The 14,982-nt window shown below is 37.2% G+C and carries 12 protein-coding genes and 4 tRNA genes; 3 read left to right on the forward strand and 13 right to left on the reverse strand.

Annotated features, from left to right (window positions below; translation table 11 throughout):
* Window positions 1-95: 95 nt before the first annotated feature.
* The 3 genes from glmS to DRF60_RS16420 are packed head-to-tail and all read right to left on the reverse strand — an operon-like array spanning window position 96 to window position 4,407.
* On the reverse strand, window positions 96-1,949 hold the full coding sequence (gene glmS, locus DRF60_RS16410; RefSeq protein WP_116013167.1) for a glutamine--fructose-6-phosphate transaminase (isomerizing): 1,854 nt from the start codon (window positions 1,947-1,949) through the stop codon (window positions 96-98).
* Between the two features lie 41 nt (window positions 1,950-1,990).
* Window positions 1,991-3,625: a DUF4270 family protein gene (locus DRF60_RS16415; RefSeq protein ID WP_116013169.1), complete on the reverse strand. Its 1,635-nt coding sequence runs from the start codon at window positions 3,623-3,625 to the stop codon at window positions 1,991-1,993.
* A gap of 11 nt (window positions 3,626-3,636) precedes the next feature.
* A complete protein-coding gene (locus tag DRF60_RS16420; RefSeq protein WP_111959196.1) occupies window positions 3,637-4,407 on the reverse strand; it encodes a glycogen/starch synthase in 771 nt (256 codons plus the stop codon).
* Window positions 4,408-4,578: 171 nt separating this feature from the next.
* Here DRF60_RS16420 and panC point away from each other — a divergent pair, with 171 nt between their 5' ends.
* A complete protein-coding gene (panC, locus tag DRF60_RS16425; protein WP_116013172.1) occupies window positions 4,579-5,427 on the forward strand; it encodes a pantoate--beta-alanine ligase in 849 nt (282 codons plus the stop codon).
* A 185-nt stretch (window positions 5,428-5,612) separates the two neighbouring features.
* Here panC and DRF60_RS16430 read toward each other — a convergent pair.
* From DRF60_RS16430 to DRF60_RS16445, 4 genes are all read right to left on the reverse strand, one after another.
* Window positions 5,613-5,685, reverse strand: a tRNA-Lys gene (locus DRF60_RS16430).
* 176 nt (window positions 5,686-5,861) lie between these two features.
* Window positions 5,862-5,934 (reverse strand) — tRNA-Lys (locus DRF60_RS16435).
* 73 nt (window positions 5,935-6,007) lie between these two features.
* Window positions 6,008-6,090: transfer RNA gene (locus DRF60_RS16440), tRNA-Leu, on the reverse strand.
* 36 nt (window positions 6,091-6,126) lie between these two features.
* Window positions 6,127-6,199 (reverse strand) — tRNA-Lys (locus tag DRF60_RS16445).
* Between the two features lie 114 nt (window positions 6,200-6,313).
* On the opposite strand from DRF60_RS16445, the gene DRF60_RS16450 reads away from it, so the two are divergent.
* The gene (locus DRF60_RS16450; protein WP_116013175.1) at window positions 6,314-6,829 is read left to right on the forward strand and encodes a shikimate kinase; all 516 of its coding nucleotides are present in this window, start codon (window positions 6,314-6,316) and stop codon (window positions 6,827-6,829) included.
* Window positions 6,830-6,841: 12 nt separating this feature from the next.
* On the opposite strand, the gene DRF60_RS16455 is transcribed toward DRF60_RS16450, so the two are convergent.
* Window positions 6,842-7,282, reverse strand: coding sequence for an RNA-binding S4 domain-containing protein (locus DRF60_RS16455; protein WP_116013177.1), 441 nt, complete (start codon window positions 7,280-7,282; stop codon window positions 6,842-6,844).
* Window positions 7,283-7,337: 55 nt separating this feature from the next.
* On the opposite strand from DRF60_RS16455, the gene DRF60_RS16460 reads away from it, so the two are divergent.
* Window positions 7,338-8,081, forward strand: a complete 744-nt coding sequence (locus tag DRF60_RS16460; RefSeq protein ID WP_116013180.1) for a hypothetical protein — start codon at window positions 7,338-7,340, stop codon at window positions 8,079-8,081.
* Between the two features lie 70 nt (window positions 8,082-8,151).
* On the opposite strand, the gene DRF60_RS16465 is transcribed toward DRF60_RS16460, so the two are convergent.
* The 5 genes from DRF60_RS16465 to DRF60_RS16485 all read right to left on the reverse strand — a co-directional run bounded on the left by DRF60_RS16465 (window position 8,152) and on the right by DRF60_RS16485 (window position 14,894).
* Window positions 8,152-9,669 carry an FMN-binding glutamate synthase family protein gene (locus DRF60_RS16465; protein WP_116013182.1) on the reverse strand — a complete coding sequence of 506 codons (1,518 nt, stop codon included), beginning with the start codon at window positions 9,667-9,669 and terminating at the stop codon, window positions 8,152-8,154.
* A 51-nt stretch (window positions 9,670-9,720) separates the two neighbouring features.
* The gene (mtaB, locus tag DRF60_RS16470; RefSeq protein WP_116013185.1) at window positions 9,721-11,067 is read right to left on the reverse strand and encodes a tRNA (N(6)-L-threonylcarbamoyladenosine(37)-C(2))-methylthiotransferase MtaB; all 1,347 of its coding nucleotides are present in this window, start codon (window positions 11,065-11,067) and stop codon (window positions 9,721-9,723) included.
* Between the two features lie 70 nt (window positions 11,068-11,137).
* Window positions 11,138-11,725 carry a DUF1572 family protein gene (locus DRF60_RS16475; protein ID WP_116013188.1) on the reverse strand — a complete coding sequence of 196 codons (588 nt, stop codon included), beginning with the start codon at window positions 11,723-11,725 and terminating at the stop codon, window positions 11,138-11,140.
* Between the two features lie 94 nt (window positions 11,726-11,819).
* Complete coding sequence (locus tag DRF60_RS16480) at window positions 11,820-13,928, reverse strand: T9SS type B sorting domain-containing protein (RefSeq protein ID WP_116013191.1); 2,109 nt, start codon at window positions 13,926-13,928, stop codon at window positions 11,820-11,822.
* A 168-nt stretch (window positions 13,929-14,096) separates the two neighbouring features.
* Window positions 14,097-14,894: a hypothetical protein gene (locus DRF60_RS16485; RefSeq protein ID WP_116013313.1), complete on the reverse strand. Its 798-nt coding sequence runs from the start codon at window positions 14,892-14,894 to the stop codon at window positions 14,097-14,099.
* Between the last annotated feature and the right edge of the window lie 88 nt (window positions 14,895-14,982).

A 14,982-nucleotide genomic window follows, 5' to 3' on the forward strand; every position in this document is an offset into this window, starting at 1 on the left:
ATTAAGCCGTAAATATATAATTTTTTTAAGAAACTTTTAAGATTTTTTTTGAAATAACGGAGGAAATCTAAATTTATTTTATTTACAACTGTTTTTTATTCCACGGTTACAGATTTTGCCAGGTTTCTCGGCTGATCTACATTGGCTCCTCGGTATACAGCAATGTAGTAAGCTAATAACTGTAAAGGCACTGATGCTACGATTGGCGAGAAACATTCTGAAGTCTCTGGGATTTCAATAACATAATCTGCCATTGCGCTTACCTGCTTATCTCCTTTATTAACTACAGCAATTACCTTTCCTTTTCTGGCCTTAATTTCCTGAACATTACTCACAATCTTATCGTAATGTCCTTTTTTAGGAGCAATAATAACGATTGGCATATTCTCATCAATAAGGGCGATAGGTCCATGCTTCATTTCTGCTGCCGGATATCCTTCTGCATGTATATAAGAGATTTCTTTCAGTTTTAAAGCGCCTTCCAATGCCGCAGGATAATTGTATCCTCTTCCCAGATAAAGGAAGTTTGTAGTGTTTATAAAATCTTTTGCAATATTCTGGGTCAACTCGTGGGTCGTAGTTAATACTTCTTCGATCTTTTTAGGGATGGCATCCAATTCAGCGATTAAGCTCATGAATTCAGCATTTCCTAAATTACCGTTATGTTTTCCTAGTTTCAATGCAATTAAGCTAAGAATGGTAAGCTGTGCAGTGAATGCTTTTGTAGAAGCCACACCAATTTCCGGCCCTGCATGGGTATATGAACCTGCATCTGTAATCCTTGCAATAGATGAATCCACTACGTTACATATACCATATATAAATGCTCCCTTTTCTTTTGCCAGCTTCAATGCAGCCATTGTATCTGCTGTTTCTCCTGATTGGGAGATCGCAATAACAACATCTTTATCCGTAATAATCGGGTTTCTGTATCTGAATTCCGATGCATATTCTACCTCTACAGGAATTCTTGCATATTCTTCAATAAGATATTCCCCGATAAGACCTGCATGCCATGAAGTACCACAGGCGATAATAATAATCCTGTTTGCATTTTTGAATCGCTCCAAATGATCCCAGATACCTGCCATTTTTATAATCCCTTCATCTACAAGAAGTCTCCCTCTCATCGTATCATGAATAGATTTAGGCTGTTCAAAAATCTCTTTAAGCATAAAATGCTCGTAACCTCCTTTTTCAATTTGTTCTAAGCTCAATTTAAGCTCCTGAACTTCAGGTTCGATTCTTGAATTATCATTAATAGTTCTGATGTCTACCCCATTTTCTAAAGAGATGGTAGCCATGTGTCCTTCTTCAAGATAGATTGCTTCTTTGGTAAATTCTACAAAAGGTGATGCATCAGAAGCAATAAAGTATTCTTTATCTCCCAGTCCGATTGCCAATGGAGAACCTAGTCTTGCAACTACCAGTACCCCCGGATAATCTTCATGAAGCACAGTAATAGCGTACGCTCCGTATACTTCATTCAAAGCATATCTTACCGCTGTCGGGAAATCTGTTTCAGGTTTCAGATCCATGAAATATTGGATAAGATTGACCAATACTTCCGTATCTGTTTCGGATTTGAAAGTAAATCCTTTTTCACTAAGCATTGTTTTGATGGTATCATAGTTTTCTATAATACCGTTATGAACAAGAGCGATTTTTCCGTTGTTTGATAAATGAGGGTGTGAGTTTCTATCACTTGGGACTCCATGAGTAGCCCATCTGGTATGTCCCATCCCAATTTTAGCTGTCCCCTTTAACTGTGCTGAAATATTAACCAAGTCATCTACCTTACCTTTTGTTTTTTCTACTTCAAATTTGTTGTTTGAACCTTCCAATACAATTCCCGCACTGTCATATCCTCTATATTCCAATCTTCTAAGACCGTTGATTACAATATCATACGCATCTTGAAACCCTGTATATCCTACAATTCCGCACATATTTTTATTTTGTCTAGTGTTTGTTTATTTTTTTATCTGTACTATTTTTTAGTACCGTAAGTGATTTTTAACTGAATTCTTCTTTTAAGGTCATTTTCATCTGATCCTACAAAAACCCCTCTTTCTGTAGCAAATGCTCTTTCTGTAAATCTGTATCCTAACCTGGTAGTACCACCAGACAGGATAAAACTCCCCATGTTAAGCAATAGTGGCTTATTTTCCTTAGTTGTTCCATCAGCTGCTTTTTCAACAATATCTTTTACTGTTTTCGTCACTGTAAACTCATAATAAGAAGGATTTTTATCCAGATCATAAGACCGTATCCAGTTAAAGCCTACAGAGGTATCAGTAAGAAAATCTTTAGGCACCTCCAAGTTTGTCTTTTCATCCTTCGTTAAAGGAAGAAGGGTAAAATTATTGTCTATCCTCTTGTAGCTATTTTTCCAGGCTACCTCATCTGTATAAATTCTGATCTTTGCACTTACGATGGCTGCTTTATTCTTTTCGTATAGTGTTTTAAGATCTTCAATGGTTTTTTCCGGTATTTTCACACGTACTGAAGGTCCCCCCATCCCCTGAAGATAAAGTTTCTTGTCTCCGGTCGTTGGATTGATTGAATTTCTTGCATTCTCCCAAGCAGAACCTGTTCTGTCGTATTCATACTGGCCAATACGTGCATTTCCTACATTTCCTGCCAACGAGAATTTAAATGTAGATTGCGGTCTTGTAATAGTTCCGTTATCATTTTTCTCATTGGTATAATACATGATGATCTCCATATTATCAGGTGACATCTGTAAAAGATATCCGTCTGTATCGGTTACGGAAAGTCTTATTCCTTTAAAATATCTTGTAAAGTTGGCCGCATCCATTAGTTCCGGCTTACCATTCTTATCAAGAATCTTGGTCTGAAAAAAATCTTTGTTTAAACGGATTCTAAGTCCTGGGTCCGAAGTAAACACCGTTGAATTATCTGATTTCTTGGTAATGGTTTTGGCAGATACTCTCCCTTCAAGAATACCGGAACCCAAAGATTCGCCAGTGCTCACCGCTACATTGGAATATTTGAAGCCCTCTGTATTACCGTCTAAGAATGTAGTAATTTCATCTACATTGATATGTAGTAAAGTATGAGATCCCCCGGTACCCAGCTTCGTTTTACCATATTTAAAGGCAAAATCTGTAGGATATGTCTTTATCTCTGTAGAAACAGCTACATTTTCAGTTCCTATCAATATATTTTCTTCCTTAAGCGGGCGTGTCACTATAGAATCGGTTGCAGAAGAAACAAAAGGTTTCATTACAAATACAACAGAATCTACTTTTGGAGTTTTCCCAAAATCAAAATTGTCTGTACTCATTCTCAGCTGGGTAAGGAAGGATGCTTTCTGCATACCAAACTGCACTTCAGAAAAAGCTCCTAAAACAGCAAGAGACGAAGAGCTCCCCGTTCCGGTTACCTGGCTTATAAGTCTGCTTGCCTCGCTTCGGATGGAATCATTATTATTAACATTATAAGCTATAAGAGGATATGAAGTTTCATTACCTTCCGCGGCTCCGTCAATAAATAGCTGCTCACCCAACGAATCCGCTTCCGGTTCGCAATTATAAAGAAGGGCACTCCCGAAAACCGCCATAAAAAGTATGGCAAAGGTCCTTTTAACAGTATGAATCATTAAAAATGTGTTTAATAAAGTTGGTTTATAGAATCTACGTCCACATATTCTGATTTCGGAGTTGCTGTTTCGTTGAAACCTTTATCAAGGTCTGCATCCAGAAACTCATCTCCTTTAACCACCATGTCAACGTAGTTCATACTTTCAATAACAAAGTTTTTGATTGTTGGATTATCTAACGCTTTTAATCCGGAAATATTATCGAATGTCAATTTTTCAGCAATGTTTTTGTCCAAGTCAGCGTCTTTCTCATTGTATAAGGAAAGAACAATTTTGGCATCTTTAAAGTAAGTATCAGATTCGTAATAGGTTTTCAGATAAATTGGAACAAAGGAGGACATCCATCCGTTCAAATGGATTACATCCGGAACCCAGTTTAGTTTTTTGATGGTTTCTATAACACCTCTTGCAAAAAAGATCGCTCTTTCATCGTTATCATCAAAAGGATTTCCTTCGTCATCTACGTAGTATTGCTTTCTTTTGAAGTATTCTTCATTATCAATAAAGTAAACCTGAAGTCTTTCCCCCGGAAGAGACGCTACTTTAATAATTAAAGGTTGGTCCAGGTCATTGATGATAATATTCATTCCCGAAAGACGGATCACCTCATGAAGTTGGAATTTTCTTTCACTTATTTGTCCAAATCTTGGCATAAAAACTCTTACATCATTGCCTTCATTGTGCATCTTAAGTGCCATTTTGTTTACCAATGCAGCCATATTCGTATCTTCCTGATATGGATACATCTCTGTAGTAATGTACAGTATTTTTTGATTCGGCATAAATTTCTATCTATATTTTTGTAAAAATGCTTTAATGTGCAAAATTACAAAAAAACATTCAACATTATTTTAATTAACATTTTTTTACGATAATTCCTATTTTCAAATTATTAAAAACTCATATAATTATATGATATTTTTAGTATTTTTGAATTAGTATTAAAATAAACTATGGAAGTTATAAAGAATAAGAAAACCCTTCAGGATTTCATTGAAAGACAGAAAGAAATGGGAAAAAAGATAGGTTTCGCCCCTACGATGGGAGCACTTCACAAAGGCCATCTTTCCCTGTATGAAGAAGCCAGAAAAGATAATGATTTGGTAATTTCTTCAGTTTTTGTAAATCCTACTCAGTTTAACAATCCGGAAGATCTGCAAAAATACCCAAGAGATATTAACAGAGATGTTCTTATTCTGGAAAATTCGGGATTAGTAGATGCAGTTTATATTCCTGAAGTAGCAGATATTTATCCTGAAAAAACAGAAAGCAAGCATTATGATTTCGATGGATTGGAAAATGAAATGGAAGGAAAATCCAGGCCTGGACATTTTGATGGTGTGGGAACTGTGGTAGAAGAGCTTTTCAGACAGGTTAAGCCAGATAATGCTTATTTCGGGGAAAAAGACTTCCAACAGCTCGCTATTATCAAAAAAATGGTTGAAAAGAAACATCTTCCCGTAAAAATTGTAGGAGTTTCTATTTACAGAGCAGAAAATGGGTTAGCATTAAGTTCAAGAAACCAAAGACTCCACGAAGACCGAAAAGAAGCTGCAAAAATAATTTACCAGAGCTTAATCAAAGTAAATGACTGGTTCAGAGTTATCACTATTCCTGAAATAAAAGAAAGAATAACAGATATCTTTGATCAGCAACAAGGCATGAAATTAGAGTATTTTTTGATCGCTGATGAAGATACATTAAAAGAAACTGATTTTTTCTATAAAGACAGAAATTACAGAGCATTTATAGTAGTTGTAGTAGATGGCGTGAGATTAATTGATAATATGCATATGGATTAATATTAAACACTTGTTCAACAAAATATTCAACATATTTCCTTAATAAATATAAACTCTGATTTACTTATCGGAGTTTTTTTTGCATTAGCACATAGCATAAAAAATCAAAGGTCTCTTGCGGAGACCTTTGAAACACCAAATCACAAAATATTAATATGAAAAAAATTTACTTTTCAGTAAACTTGTGACCCGGCTGGGATTCGAACCCAGGACCCATACATTAAAAGTGTATTGCTCTACCAGCTGAGCTACCGAGTCGGTCACTTGCTCACGACCTGCATTCAACGCTATCGTTTTTAAGAGGTGCAAAGATATGATTTTTTTTTATTTCTACAATAGATGCATAAAAAAAATCAAAGGTCTCTTGTGGAGACCTTTGAAACACCAAATCACAAAATATTAATATGAAAAAAATTTACTTTTCAGTAAACTTGTGACCCGGCTGGGATTCGAACCCAGGACCCATACATTAAAAGTGTATTGCTCTACCAGCTGAGCTACCGAGTCGGTCATAACTAATAATGATAAATATAAAATTAATTTTTAATTAATCATCATTAATTTTTAAATTTCTTTGCAGTGCCTGCGACTGGACTCGAACCAGCACATCCTTAGGAAACCACCCCCTCAAGATGGCGTGTCTACCAATTTCACCACGCAGGCTATAAAATTACAGAAATCTAGTAATTTTTTCGCTTGTGACCCGGCTGGGATTCGAACCCAGGACCCATACATTAAAAGTGTATTGCTCTACCAGCTGAGCTACCGAGTCGGTCACTTTGCTACGATTTTACATTTGAATAATGTCCCTCGTTTTCAGTGGTGCAAAGATAGGAGTTTTTTCATTATCTCAAAACTTTTTTGCAAATTTGTTTAAAAAAAATTCATGGTTATTTCACTGATAGGATACATGGGATGTGGCAAATCTCACATTTCCAAAATTTTAAGCGACAAAATAAATTTTAAACTCATTGACCTCGATAAAGAGATTTCCAGAAGAAATAAATTAACCATTTCTGAGATTTTCGAAAAAAAGGGAGAAATTCAGTTTAGAAAGCTGGAAAGAGAGGCATTGGAAGAAATCCTGGCTTCGGAAGAAAACGTAGTATTAAGCCTGGGAGGAGGAACACCTGTTTATTATAACAATATGGAAATTATTAACCTCAGCTCAAAAAGTATTTTCTTAAGAGCTTCTGTAGGCACTTTATACGAAAGACTTTCCAAACAGAAAGAAAAGAGGCCTTTAATAGCTAATATTTCCGATGAAGATTTGCCTGAGTTCATTGCCAAGCATTTATTTGAAAGAAATACTTTTTACAGCAAAGCGCAGTTTAGCGTCAATACGGATTCCAGGGATCCTGAAGATATTGTCCGGGAAATTATAGAAAAGCTCTATCTCTAGAGCTTTTTTATCTTAATCTTCGTTTTCTTCGGGGCCATCTGCTGCTTCTCCAAAGAAATCATCCCAGTCTGTAAAGTCTGAAGCTATATCATTTCCTACATATTCATCCATCTCGCGCCTGTCTTTTTTGGTAGGCCTTCCTTCGCCCTTATTTCTATAATAATCCTGCGACATCTTGCGAAGCTTTAATAATTCATATTGCTCTTTGTCTGTGACATCCTGGATATGAAGAGGGACAAGCTTTGCTCCCATCCTGCTTTTGGGGATCTGAGTGACCTTTATTTTATAATCAATCTGATTTTTTCGGATTTTGATAACATCTCCTTCTTTAACCTCCTTAGATGACTTTACGGCAGACGTTCCTATTGAAACTCTGTTCTTTTTAATTTCCTCTGTTGCAATACTTCTCGTCTTATAAAAACGAATGCACCATAAAAATTTATCTATTCTCATATTTTTTTATACTTTTGCCGTTATATTATTTGTAAAGTAATTAAAGTTTTTTGAAATGAAAAAAATATTTTTATATATCCTTGCGGGATCTTTATGTTTTTCTGCATGTAAGAAAGATGATGAAGTTGAAACTTATAAAGAACCGGAAGACATCGCCGTTCAAAACAGTTATGATGATCAGGCTATTAAGAAGTTTATGAGCGAAAATTATCTGGACGCCCAGGGAAATATAAAAGCTTTCAGCACAACAGATACCAGTGATGACAATGAAAAAAAATTAATAGATCTGCCGTATCAGACGCTTCCTTCCGGGACCATATACATCATGAGAGACGGGGCACAGCCAACAGTTGAGCCGCAAACTATCGGAGAAGATGATATTCTTACGCTTATGATAAGAGCTAATGCTTATTTAGCAGGAAATACTGATGGAAATATTTCTTTTATTTCCAGCCTGACATTGGTAAATACAATTAATGGTAATGGGCTTCCAATGATTGACCCGTTATTCTACTATGCTAAAAAGAGTATCCGTGACGCAGCAACAACAGGAGTTGCACAGCAAAGAAGTTATTATGAAGTTGAAGGCTTCCGTGAGGCTATTCAGAAATTCAAAGCTTTTAAAAATCTTCCAAGCGGAGATCCATATAATCTTCAGGGCGTTATTTTAGTACCATCAAGAGCTGCATTCGCGAGAGATCCACATTATCCTTACAGCACGCAATACTCTTTAAGAAATTATTCTATGGTATTTAATTTCCAGGTATACGGAAGAGCTGACAGACCTGACGGACAATAACTTAAGATTAATACATTCTGCATAAAGAAACCGCCTTCATCTGAAGGCGGTTTTTATTTTATATACTTTTTTAAGTTCTTGCTTTCTGCTTTACATTTCCTAAAATATCAGGGAAATACAAATCCGCCAGATGGTCAAATTCATCCCCTCTCATGAACATAGTAGCATCCACTTCTTCGTAAGAGCTTCTTCCCGCCGCTGCAATCAGCTCATTACAAGTATGCAGTGTATTTTTATGGAAATGGTATACTCTTTCACTTTTGTCGGTAACATCAAGCCCTTTAACCAACATTTTATCCTGAGTGGCAACGCCTGTCGGGCAATTGTTATTATTACATCTTAAGGCCTGGATACAGCCTAATGAGAACATAAATCCTCTTGCATTATTACACATATCCGCCCCCATTGCTACTGCTCTCAGAATATCTAAGCTTGTCAGAACTTTTCCACTGGCGATTACTCTCAGTTTACTTCTTAAATTATAATTATTTAGGGTTCTGTTAACAAAAATCAGGGCAGGTTCCAAAGGCATCCCTACTCCATCTGAAAATTCCGGTGGTGCAGCTCCTGTTCCTCCTTCTGCTCCATCTATGGTAATAAAATCCGGATAGATCTTTAAAACATTCATCTGTACGCAGATATCCTCAAATTCCCTGGTATCTCCAATACATAGTTTAAAGCCAGTTGGTTTCCCTCCTGAAAGCTCTCTCAATTGCTGTACAAACCTCAACAGGCCTGCAGCATCAGAAAATGAACTATGGGATGGCGGTGAAATAACAGTAACTCCCGGGGTGACGTGACGGATCTTTGCGATCTCCGGTGTATTTTTCACACCCGGAAGGACACCTCCGTGTCCTGGCTTTGCCCCTTGGGACAGCTTAATTTCAACCATTTTCACATTGGGAAGGGTTGCGTACTTTTCAAACAGTTCGGGATTAAATTTCCCTTCTTCGTCACGACAGCCAAAATATCCGGTTCCAATTTGCCAGCAAAGATCTCCTCCTTCCAAATGATAGGGAGAAATGCCTCCTTCTCCGGTGTTATGATAAAAATTTCCTTTTTTTGCACCTCTGTTTAAAGAAATCTGTGCCCTGTCGCTTAATGCCCCAAAACTCATTGCTGAAATATTGAACAGGGAAGCATGGTAAGGCTGTGTACACTGCTCTCCTCCTACCCATACTCTTGGGAGCTCTTCAACAGGCGATTTTGCATAAATAGAATGCTTGATTCCTTCATATTTTCGGTGATTAACTTCCAGCTGTGTTCCAAAAGCCACAGTATCACTCAGGTTTTTAGCTCGTCTGTATACTGCAGAACGCTGATTTCGGGGAAATGGTTTCCCGTCTGTCTCCCTTTCTATGAAATACTGCTGCATTTCGGGTGAAATACTTTCGAAAAAGTATCTGAAGTATCCCAATACCGGGAAGTTCCTCAAAATAGCGTGTTTCGACTGGTAGGCATTGTAAACACCCAATGCATAAATGGCAGATAACAGGATGGGTATCCAGTAATGCGCTCTGATCAGTAATGCAACGATCCATGTAGCAGTTACTAATACAATTCCCCAAGATAAAAACTTATCTCTCATGAATGTAGTATTTAAAGTTAAAATAAATTTAGTAGAAATTTTGCAAAGAGACTACGCTTTTGCTAAAAAACTTTCGAAGGATGACTGCACAGAAACCGTGCCATCTGACAGGATTTTTTCTAAATTTAGAAATTCAATCTGATTAACGAATGCGGGATCAAAATCTTTCTGGACTCTCACATAGTTTTCAGTGAAGCCATACATTTTGCCGTCTTTATTTTCGTGCTCCCAAAGAACGGGAAGCGTTTTTCCAAGTTGGGTCTGATAAAATGCCATTTTCTTCTTTTCAGAAAGGATTCTCAGCATCTTATTACGCTTTTTTCTTTCAGGAACAGGAACTACTCCGCCCATATCGGCTGCTTCCGTATTTTCTCTTTCAGAATAGGTAAATACGTGAAGATAAGTGATAGGAAGCTCATTCAGGAAGTTATAGGTTTCCATAAATTTCTCCTCTGTTTCGCCGGGAAACCCTACAATAACATCTACACCGATAGCGGCATCAGGCATTACCTCGCGGATCTTATTGACTCTGTCATTATACAGTTTGGTAAGGTAACGGCGCTTCATTTTTTTCAGCAGATCGTCGCATCCTGACTGTAGCGGGATGTGAAAATGAGGAACAAAGCTTTTGCTTTTTGAAACCAGATCAATACTTTCGTCTTTCAAAAGGTTCGGCTCTATGGAAGAAATACGGATTCTTTCAATTCCTTCCACTTTATCAAGCTCTGATATCAGGTCCAGGAAAGTATGTTCGTGTCTTTTATTTCCGAATTCTCCTTTACCGTAATCACCAATATTCACACCGGTAAGAACAATTTCCTTGATGTCTCTTTCTGCAATTTCTTTAGCATTTTTAAGAACATTCTCGATGGTATCTGAGCGCGAGATTCCTCTTGCCAGAGGAATGGTACAGTAGGTACATTTATAGTCGCATCCGTCCTGCACTTTCAGGAAGGCTCTTGTTCTGTCCCCTATTGAGTAGCTTCCGATAAAGAAATCAGTTTCCTCAATCTCGCAAGAATGCACAATGCCTTTATTTTCCGATTTTTCCAAATCATCCAGGTAGCTTAAGATATTGAATTTCTCTTTAGCTCCCAGGACAAGATCTACTCCATCAATCTGTGAGATCTCTTCAGGCTTCAACTGCGCATAGCATCCTACAATAACGACCAGTCCTTCAGGATTGGCTTTCATAGCCCGCTTTACATGTAATTTGCATTCACGGTCAGCATTTTCCGTTACCGAACAGGTATTGATGACATAGACGTCTGCTTTATCGTCAAAACTTACTTTATCATAACCAGCATCTGTCAATTGACGGGCAATAGTAGATGTTTCCGCAAAATTTAATTTGCAGCCGAGTGTATGAAATGCGGCAGTTCCGTGAAAAGTAGACATTTATTTACTCCTGAATTTTCTGGGTGCAAAGATAGTAATTTTAATAATAATTCTAAATCGATTCAGTCTATTATTTATATTCGTCCCTTACTTCAGGGCTGTTTTGAAAGCATACCGGAGATGAATTGGAAACATCTTTTTGTTTAGAAAACTTATCTTTCATTCCGGCATTAAATTCCTGAGACTTATTTCTTTCAATAGAAAGCGTTTTCCAGTCGTCATTCTTAATCATTTTCGCAATAGAAACAATCTGCCCGATATGATAAGGATAATGAGCGAGCTGACGCAAAACGGCATCTAAAACCGGGTGTGCTTCTCCCCTGATATAAATAGTGGAATGCAAATTTTTATCATTGATCCGGCTCAAAGCATCAAAAAAACACTCCCAGCCCTTTTCCCAGAAATCAATAACCTCCTGTTTGGTTTTAAAGGTATTGATAAATTCCCCATCACGGTTGCGCCAGGCTTTCTCTCCGTCTTCCGTTAGGAAGTTGGTCCACCTTGAAAGCATATTGCCAGCCATATGTTTAACAATGACTGCAATGGAATTGCTTTCATCATTATACTGCCAGAACATCTGCTCATCAGAAAGCTGCTCGAATGATTTATCACCGAGAGATTTATAATACTGAAAACGTTTTATAAAAAGATCCTTCATTTTTCTGTTATTGATCAGACTAATTTAAAATTATTTTAACGACAAAACCATCTCTTTCGAAATGGTTTTATCTATATAGTTTATTATTAAAAGCTTAATCTCTGTTTTTAACTACGATCCATCCTGAATACTTAATTGGAGTGTTCATTTTATCATTTTCATTCCAGCCTACAGAATACCAATAGTTTCCGGTAGGCACCTTCACTCCGCCCCTACTGCTTCCGTCCCATTTATAGCCGGTAGACTTATCAATCTGATAGATCATATTTCCATAACGGTCGAAAATATTCATCACCAAATTTTTCTTATTGGCTAAGGCAGAATAATCAATAACATCATTGTAACCGTCACCATTTGGTGTGATCACATTGACAAGATTAGGAACAACGATACTGATATCTATTGGATCACAGTCGTAAGAATCTTTGACAAATATAGTGGCATCGCCTCTTTTAACATTGCTGAATTTATTAGAATCCTGCCAGTTTATATTATCCATGGAATATTTGTAAGGTGCCGTTCCTCCTATCACAAATACCGTAACGGTAGTATTTGAAATTTCTATACTTGAAACAACTGGCTGTTCAGAAGGATATACTTTTACGTTCTGCACCACGGTACAATCTCCTGTTTTAAGCTTTACCCAATAGGTTCCTACGCCCACATTTGTAATCGTCTGTGTAGTTGCTCCCGTGCTCCATTCATATCCGTTAAATCCCGGACCGGCATCTAATGTCGTTCTGTCTTCCACACAAATAATTTTATCTTTAAGAATAGTGGAATAAACCGGAGGAATAACGACCAATGTAATTTTAGCAATGTTATAACAACCCTGCGCATTGGAGACCCGGACATACACTATACCACTAGGGGCAATGTATGCTGCAGGCGTTAAAATTTCATTGGTCTGATTCACGGCATCCGTTGCAGAAGGATAGTATTTTTTACCTGCCCCAGTCTGAGAGGTTACCGATGCAACTGTAAGGTTAAAAGATGCCGTAGACGGATTACCTTCAATAGCACAGGATCTTAATGTAGTATCATTTACCACAACAACCGGGTAGAATTTTAATGTTATCTGCGCAACAGCAGTACACCCGAAGGATGAAATCACTTTGACAAAAACGGTTCCTTCGGCAGATGTAAATGCTGACGGAGTGGTAATTTCATTAATCCCTGCATTCAGATCTGAGAGCGTATTGTAATATTTCTTGGTCACGGTTGGATCTGTAATAACATCTGCTGTTGTAAGATCAAATACTGCTGTTCCCGCATTATTGTTGTTACATTGAGTGAGTGTTGCATTTTTTGCTGTGATTTTACCGTCCTTAAATTTAAATATTCCAATCTGTTTACATTGATTCAGCGGACTGTTTGGATTGGTCGGATCGGTATAGCTGATACTATAATAATAAACAGAAGTTGTATTAACGGTTGTAGGAACAGTGATCGCATTATTTCCTGTCAATGCATCATTCTGACTCATATGATAGCTTACGCTGAAATGGGGATTTCCGTTTAAAATTCCTGCAGAAAGTGTTGAAAAATCAAATACGGCAGGATTTACACATATAATTACTTCTTTGGGATCTGCTGGATTAGCCGGCGGAACTCCCGGCGGAATAAACGGATATGGCTGTAAAGCGGGATCTGTAAAGGGAGATGCCAATGTTGCAGTTCCACCCCAGGTTAAAGAAAACGGAGCTGTTGTTGTACTGGTACTGCTTACCCAGTTGTCAATGAATAAATAGTAAGTTTGTCCCGGTAAAACATCAAGATATTTACAATAAGGTGTGAGTGAACCTCCGACCGCATTGGTAAGAGTACTTGTCATATTTAATCCTGTAGCAGGTCCGGGGCCTATAACCGTTGCGGCATTGCAGCGTATGGGTGCTCCTAAAGCTCCACAGTTTACATTAGGGCCGAAAATCGCCCAGTCATAGTCAGCATCCGGATTATTCGGGACAAGATCGAAGGTAAGTGTCCCTCCTGTAGCAATTGTTATTTTATACCAGATTGAATTATGCTCACCGGTTGCATCTAGGCAAGTTCCTGAATTGACCAATTCTTTAATGTTGCCATATCCGGTTGGACTATAAGTAATATTGGAATTTCCGCAGACGGCAAGCGCTGTTGAACAGTCTGCCTGCGCAAAGAATACCTGAGAAATACCTAAAAAAATAAGGAGTAAAAGTTTTTTCATAGATATATAGTTTTTAGTTATTGATTTGAAAACCAAATGTATGTGCTGATTGACAACACATACATCAAATATACCTATATTTTAATCACGAACAATGGATTTTTAAAAATCTTAAATTATTTTAAATAAAAAAATGAAATAATTACGATATAACACGATAAACACCAACTATTTTATACTTGTAATATTTCCACAGAGATTTTCAAGATGGAAAATTTTATGAAACGGACTCTTCACTTCCTGCAAATGTTCTTTGTCCTGAATAAACGTATATCTTGAAGCAATGGAATTCATGTCCGAAACAATCACCAGCCAGCATTCATCTACGGAAGTATCGTAATACGGGAATTTCTCATTTTTCTTATCGATAAGCTCAAGGATCTTCTCGGAACAAAGTTCATCAAAAAGGTTCATGCTATATTCGTGGGTAATAAAGACATTTCTACGATGAAAAGATTTCCTCATCCCTTTCACACAGCCCAAAGGTTTGTTCTTTTTAATGCTTCTGTAAATACTGAGTATATTTTCCTCCTGCTGTTCTATATTGTCAAATTTAATATTCGGGTAAAATTCTAAAAAATAAACACCACGATATTTCGCGGTGTCTTCCTGTTCTAATAGTATTTCTGCCTGGCGGAACATCTTATTTAAAGTACTCTCTACCTTTTTCATTTCCAGATGATTGATCACTTCGGTAAGTTCTATCCCTATCTTTTTATCGTTGAGTTTAGCGATAAAGTCCGGACTTTCGCAGGTAAGGTCTTCAAATTTAACATCGGGAAAATGATGCATAAACGAATTAAGCAGTAAAATCTCAGATTTCTTTCTATACTTTTCACGGTCATGGAGCAAAGATTCGTCTATTTTACGGTGATACTTTTCCATCGGCTTTTTTTTCAAATGCCGGTTCATATAGTATAGGCTTAGATTCTTTATTAAATCTTCATCAGAAAATGTTTTTTTCATAGGTGATTTTTTTATGTGACCAAGAACATACGCCCTATTGGTTTTCACCGTTAGAAGTTTTTGATTTTCAAAAATTTACATATTAAAG

The sequence above is a fragment of the Chryseobacterium elymi genome (assembly GCF_003385495.1).
Taxonomy (GTDB): domain Bacteria; phylum Bacteroidota; class Bacteroidia; order Flavobacteriales; family Weeksellaceae; genus Chryseobacterium; species Chryseobacterium elymi.

Coding starts and splice junctions, on each gene's coding strand:
- glmS (WP_116013167.1), bottom strand. CDS start 1,949: ATGTGCGGAATTGTAGGATATACAGGGTTTCAAGATGCGTATGATATT.
- DRF60_RS16415 (WP_116013169.1), bottom strand. CDS start 3,625: ATGATTCATACTGTTAAAAGGACCTTTGCCATACTTTTTATGGCGGTT.
- DRF60_RS16420 (WP_111959196.1), bottom strand. CDS start 4,407: ATGCCGAATCAAAAAATACTGTACATTACTACAGAGATGTATCCATAT.
- panC (WP_116013172.1), top strand. CDS start 4,579: ATGGAAGTTATAAAGAATAAGAAAACCCTTCAGGATTTCATTGAAAGA.
- DRF60_RS16450 (WP_116013175.1), top strand. CDS start 6,314: ATGGTTATTTCACTGATAGGATACATGGGATGTGGCAAATCTCACATT.
- DRF60_RS16455 (WP_116013177.1), bottom strand. CDS start 7,282: ATGAGAATAGATAAATTTTTATGGTGCATTCGTTTTTATAAGACGAGA.
- DRF60_RS16460 (WP_116013180.1), top strand. CDS start 7,338: ATGAAAAAAATATTTTTATATATCCTTGCGGGATCTTTATGTTTTTCT.
- DRF60_RS16465 (WP_116013182.1), bottom strand. CDS start 9,669: ATGAGAGATAAGTTTTTATCTTGGGGAATTGTATTAGTAACTGCTACA.
- mtaB (WP_116013185.1), bottom strand. CDS start 11,067: ATGTCTACTTTTCACGGAACTGCCGCATTTCATACACTCGGCTGCAAA.
- DRF60_RS16475 (WP_116013188.1), bottom strand. CDS start 11,725: ATGAAGGATCTTTTTATAAAACGTTTTCAGTATTATAAATCTCTCGGT.
- DRF60_RS16480 (WP_116013191.1), bottom strand. CDS start 13,928: ATGAAAAAACTTTTACTCCTTATTTTTTTAGGTATTTCTCAGGTATTC.
- DRF60_RS16485 (WP_116013313.1), bottom strand. CDS start 14,894: ATGAAAAAAACATTTTCTGATGAAGATTTAATAAAGAATCTAAGCCTA.